The 5,001-nt window shown below is 65.6% G+C and carries 6 protein-coding genes; 1 reads left to right on the top strand and 5 read right to left on the bottom strand.

What is annotated here, in order from left to right:
* Positions 1-340: 340 nt before the first annotated feature.
* The 3 genes from rpsI to Q0O97_RS17185 form a co-directional block, all read right to left on the bottom strand.
* Positions 341-835 carry a 30S ribosomal protein S9 gene (rpsI, locus tag Q0O97_RS17195; protein WP_294932320.1) on the bottom strand — a complete coding sequence of 165 codons (495 nt, stop codon included), beginning with the start codon at positions 833-835 and terminating at the stop codon, positions 341-343.
* 1 nt (position 836) lies between these two features.
* Positions 837-1,301: a 50S ribosomal protein L13 gene (rplM, locus tag Q0O97_RS17190; protein ID WP_294932316.1), complete on the bottom strand. Its 465-nt coding sequence runs from the start codon at positions 1,299-1,301 to the stop codon at positions 837-839.
* Between the two features lie 148 nt (positions 1,302-1,449).
* A complete protein-coding gene (locus Q0O97_RS17185; RefSeq protein ID WP_294932313.1) occupies positions 1,450-1,875 on the bottom strand; it encodes a PaaI family thioesterase in 426 nt (141 codons plus the stop codon).
* A gap of 61 nt (positions 1,876-1,936) precedes the next feature.
* Here Q0O97_RS17185 and Q0O97_RS17180 point away from each other — a divergent pair, with 61 nt between their 5' ends.
* Positions 1,937-2,710, top strand: a complete 774-nt coding sequence (locus tag Q0O97_RS17180; protein ID WP_294932310.1) for an enoyl-CoA hydratase — start codon at positions 1,937-1,939, stop codon at positions 2,708-2,710.
* On the opposite strand, the gene Q0O97_RS17175 is transcribed toward Q0O97_RS17180, so the two are convergent.
* Together Q0O97_RS17175 and Q0O97_RS17170 are read right to left on the bottom strand one after the other, a co-directional pair.
* Positions 2,711-3,454, bottom strand: a complete 744-nt coding sequence (locus Q0O97_RS17175) for a cytochrome c biogenesis protein CcdA (RefSeq protein ID WP_294932307.1) — start codon at positions 3,452-3,454, stop codon at positions 2,711-2,713.
* 74 nt (positions 3,455-3,528) lie between these two features.
* Positions 3,529-5,001 (bottom strand): ribonuclease E/G (locus Q0O97_RS17170; protein ID WP_294932304.1); only part of this gene is annotated, 1,473 nt, incomplete at its 5' end.

Raw genomic sequence — 5,001 nt, 5'->3', positions numbered from 1 at the left:
TCGTCTCGGTGAAGCGGTATCTAGGCCCACAGCGAACCGGACGCAAGAAGGAAAACACGCCCCGTCAGAAGAAATCTCTCAACATACTGTATTACATGAATTAAATTTCGGAAATATTCGCCCCTTTGTCATGGCACCGACATGGAAACGTGGCAGGCACACCCCTCGTTCCATGCGTTTCGCCGTGAAAACCGGAATCACCGCCCCCGATTCCCCGCCCGAATCCCGAAATTTGGCCGTTCGATTCCCCGACTCGGGTGATTCCAGGCGGCGCGGCAGGCCCCCGAAACGAAAAAACGCGCCCCGAGGGGCGCGTTTTGCGTTGCACTGTCGAAACGGATCAGCGTTTCGAGAACTGGAACGAGCGGCGGGCCTTCGCCTTGCCGTATTTCTTCCGCTCGACCACGCGCGAATCGCGGGTCAGGAAGCCGGCGGCCTTCAGCGCGGCGCGCAGGCTGGGTTCGTGCAGTTGCAGCGCCTTCGAGATGCCATGCTTGACCGCACCGGCCTGGCCCGAAAGACCGCCACCGGCGACCGTCGCATAGACGTCATACTGGTTGGCGACACCGGCCACGTCGAAGGGCTGGCGCAGGATCATCTGCAGCACGGGACGCGCGAAATATTCGCTCATGTCCTTGCCGTTGACGGTGACCTTGCCCGAACCCGGCTTGACCCAGACGCGGGCGACCGCATCCTTGCGCTTGCCGGTGGCATAGGCGCGGCCCAGATCGTCGCGCTGCGGGGCGCGGGGGGCGGCCGCTTCGACCACGGCTTCGGCGGCAACGCCACCGACGGCCGATTTCAGATCGTCGAGGGATTTGATTTCTTCGGCCATATTACGCGCTCCGGGTGTTCTTGGAGTTCATGGACTTGACGTCCAGCACTTCGGGCTGCTGGGCCTCGTGCGGATGCTCGGCGCCCGCGTAGACGCGCAGGTTCGACATCTGCTGGCGGCCCAGCTTGTTGCGGGTGATCATCCGCTCGACCGCCTTGATCACGACGCGCTCGGGGTGGGCGCCTTCCAGGATCTGGCGGGCGGTGCGGTGCTTGATGCCGCCGGGGTGGCCGGTGTGCCAGTAATATTTCTTGTCGTCGCGCTTGTCGCCGGTCATCTGCACCTTGTCGGCGTTGATGATGATGACATTGTCGCCCATATCCATGTGCGGGGTGAAGGTCGGCTTGTGCTTGCCGCGCAGGCGGTTTGCAACGATCGTGGCAAGGCGGCCCAGAACGACGCCCTCGGCGTCGATGAGGATCCACTTCTTCTCGATCTCGGCCGGTTTGGCGCTGTAGGTTTTCATTTGACGTCCCTTTTGGGGTATGAATTCGAGATTGCGCGTATATCGGGGATCGCCGCCGCGCGGTCAAGTCCTGATGGTCGCGTGTTTCCAATTGGAATCATATGGTTACAAAATAGGTATCAAAATACCCCATCATAACCCGCGATTTTCACGACTTTTGCGCGGGCAATGCATAGGTCATCGAGCAACGCGCGACCGGCTGGTCCACGCCCTCGCTGCGGATCAGCGAATCGCCTACGGCAAGCTGGCGGCCCAGCTTCAGCAGCCGCACCTCGGCCAGCAGGTCCTTGCCCGCTGCCGGCTTGCGCATGAAGTCGATCGAGGCATTCGTCGTCACCGCCAGTTCCACCGGCCCGATGCGGGACAGGATCGCCAGGTAGATCGCCACATCGGCCAGCCCGAACATGGCGGGACCGGAAACCGTGCCGCCCGGCCGCAGATGGCTGGCATCGACGGCCAGCCGGACCAGCGCGCCGGTTTCCGTCACCGCCTCGACCCGGATGGCATCCGCCACCTGCACGAATCTTTCGCGCAGGAATCGGTTCAGCGCGTCCCTGTTCATCACGATCTGCATGGTTTCCCCTTGTCCCTTCCGCCGCTAGACTGGGCACGAAGCAAAGGGGGGATCAAGCGCCATGAGCCTGTTGTTACGCGAGGAAACCGGCCATATCGCACGGCTGACGTTGAACAGCCCGGAAAATTACAACGCGCTGTCATCGGCCATGATCGCAGAGTTGCACGGCCAGCTCGACGCCATCGCCGAAGACGACGGCATCCGCATCCTGATTATCGCCGCCAGGGGCCGGGCGTTCTGCGCGGGCCACGACCTGCACGAGATGCAGGGCTTTCGCAAGGAATCCGACGGGGGGCGCGAATCGCTGGCCCGGCTTTTCGCGCAATGTTCGGACATGATGCAGGCGCTGGCCGACCTGCCCCAGCCCGTCATCGCCGAGGTCCAGGGCATCGCCACCGCCGCCGGTTGCCAGCTTGTCGCAAGCTGCGACCTGGCCCTGGCGGCGGATGGCGCGCGCTTCGGCGTCAACGGGATCGACCTTGGCCTGTTCTGCGCGACGCCGATGGTCGCGCTGACCCGTGCCATCCCGCCCCGCGCGGCGTTCGAGATGTTGGTGACGGGCCAGTTCGCGGATGCCGAAACCGCCCGCCAACTGGGGCTGGTCAATCGCGTGACCTCGCCTCAGGACCTGACCGCGCAGGCCATGGCGCTGGCCGAAACCATCGCGGCCAAGCAGCCGCAGGCCGTTCGCATGGGCAAGCGCGCCTTTCGCCAGCAACTTTCCCTGGGGCTGGCCGAGGCTTACGAACTGGCGGGCCGCACCATCTGCGAAAACGCGATGCTGCCCGATACCGAACGGGCGATGCAGGGGTTCATCGACAGGCGCCGGGGCTGATCAGCCCAGCAGCGCCAGCGCCGGGAAGGTTTCCAGCAGCCAATAGGCAAAGCTGGTAAAGGCGCCGGTCAAGAGCGCGACGCCCACCACGACCAGCAGGATGCCCATGATCCGCTCGATCAGCCTCAGGTGCGGCTTGATCCGGTTCATCAGCCCGACGGCGCGGTTGATGAAGATGGCCGACAGCAGGAACGGCACCCCCAGGCCCAGGGCATAGACGCCCAGCAGGGTCATGCCCCGTCCCGCTTCGGCATTCGAGGCGGCCAGCGTCAGGATCATGCCAAGCTGCGGCCCGATGCATGGACTCCACCCGAAGGCGAAGGCAAGACCGAGGATATAGGCTCCGAAGGCGCTGCCGCCACGATCGCCGACATCCATCCGCGCCTCGGTCTCCAGCATGGGGATGCGAAAGACGTGCAGGAAATGCAGGCCAAGGATGATGACGACCACGCCCGAGCCACGCGACAGGATGTCCTGATATTGCAGCAACGCCCGCCCGAAGGCCGAGGCCGCGATGCCCATCAGGATGAAGACCGTCGACAGCCCCATCACGAAGAACAGCGCAGGCAGGATGGCGCTGCGTTCGCCCGTCTTAAGGCCGCCGACCCCGATCCCCGTCATATAGGCCAGATAGGGCGGCACGATCGGCAGCACGCAAGGCGACAGAAAGGACAGGAAACCCGCCAGCAGCGCCACAAGCACCGCCGGAAGAAAAGCCGCGTCGATCAGTTCGATACCAAACATGGGCGCACCTTGTCCCAATAAGAAGGCGCGGGAAAGCCCCGCGCCTTCAATCTTGTGTGGGCTGCGTCAATCTGTCAGCCGACGGACCACCAGCCGCGCCGCTTGGGCCGCTCGGCTACGGGGGCGGCTTGCTCAAGCTCGGGGTCAGCGGGGGCCGGTTCGTCCGGCTGATTGGCCGTTGCGCCGGTTTCGGCAGGGGCCGGTTCCTCCGCAGCGGTTTGCGGCGACTCACCGACAGGGGCCGCCTCTTCGGCTTCCGCCGATTCGCCGGCAGGGGCCGGTTCGCCGGTTTCCGTCACAGCAGGCTCTGCCGATTCGTCCGCTTCCGCCAAAGCAGGCTCTGCCGATTCGTCGGGCGCCTCTGCGGCTTCCACGGCAGCAGAGTCCGCCGGTTCGGTTGCCGCCGCAGGCGACTCCTCCGGTTCGGCGGCAGGGGCTTCCCCGGTGGGTGCAGCGGTGTCGACCGCGACTTCACCCGCTGGCATATCCTCGGCCAGCGCGGCGGCGGGTTCCGCCTGCGGCGCATCGACCGGGTTTTCCGCGGCCGTTTCCTCTGCCTGCTTCTCGGCCGGCGCCCGGCGGGTGCGGGTGCGGCGGCGCGTGGGCTTGGGCTTTTCGGCCTCGGCCTCGGCTTCAACCGCTTCGCCTACGCCGCCCTGCGCCTCGTCCCCGGACGAAGCCGCCTCGGCAGCGGCGGGCTGTTCCCGACCGGCCTCATCGCCGGCGGTTTCGCCGTCATCCGCGCCGTTCCCGGCATCGCCATTGTCGCCCTGCCCATCCTCGCCGCGTCCACCGCGACGGCGGCGGCGACGGCGGCGGCGCGAGCGGCCATCGCCGTCGCCATTGCCGTTTTCGCCGCCATCGGTCTCGTCGCCGCTGGCCTGATCGGCTTCGTCGGTGTCCTGCGCCTCGTCGGTGTCCTGGTCCTCATCGTCGATCTGCGCCATCAGCCGCGCATCGACAGAAACCACGTTCGACACCGCCTCGGGCACCACCCGCGTTGCGGTCTTGAACTTCTCCAGCGCGAAATCGGGCGAGATCAGCGCGGGGTCAGCCTCGACCCGCACGGACATGCCATAGCGCGCCTCGATACCCGCGATATGTTCGCGCTTGGCGTTCATCAGGAAGTTCGCGACGGCGACCGGCGCCTTGACCAGCACCTCGCGCGAACGCTTGCGGGTGCCCTCTTCCTCGATGGCGCGCAGGATGGTCAGCGCAAGGCTGTCGTCGCTGCGGATCAACCCGGTGCCGTGGCAATGCGGGCAGGGCTGCGTGGTCGATTCCAGCATGCCCGGACGCAGGCGCTGGCGGCTCATCTCCATCAGGCCGAAGCCGGAAATCCGCCCGACCTGGATGCGCGCGCGGTCGGTTTTCAGCCTGTCCTTGAAGCGTTTCTCGACGGCGGCGTTGTTCTTGCGCTCTTCCATGTCGATGAAGTCGATGACGATCAGCCCGGCAAGGTCGCGCAGGCGCAACTGGCGCGCGATCTCATCCGCCGCCTCGCAGTTGGTCTTGTAGGCCGTGTCCTCGATCGAGCCTTCCTTGGT

This window comes from uncultured Paracoccus sp., assembly GCF_945915435.1.
Classification (GTDB): Bacteria; Pseudomonadota; Alphaproteobacteria; order Rhodobacterales; family Rhodobacteraceae; genus Paracoccus.
The sequence above is the reverse complement of the archived record's forward strand: the minus strand, read 5'-3'. Positions and strand labels throughout refer to the sequence as shown.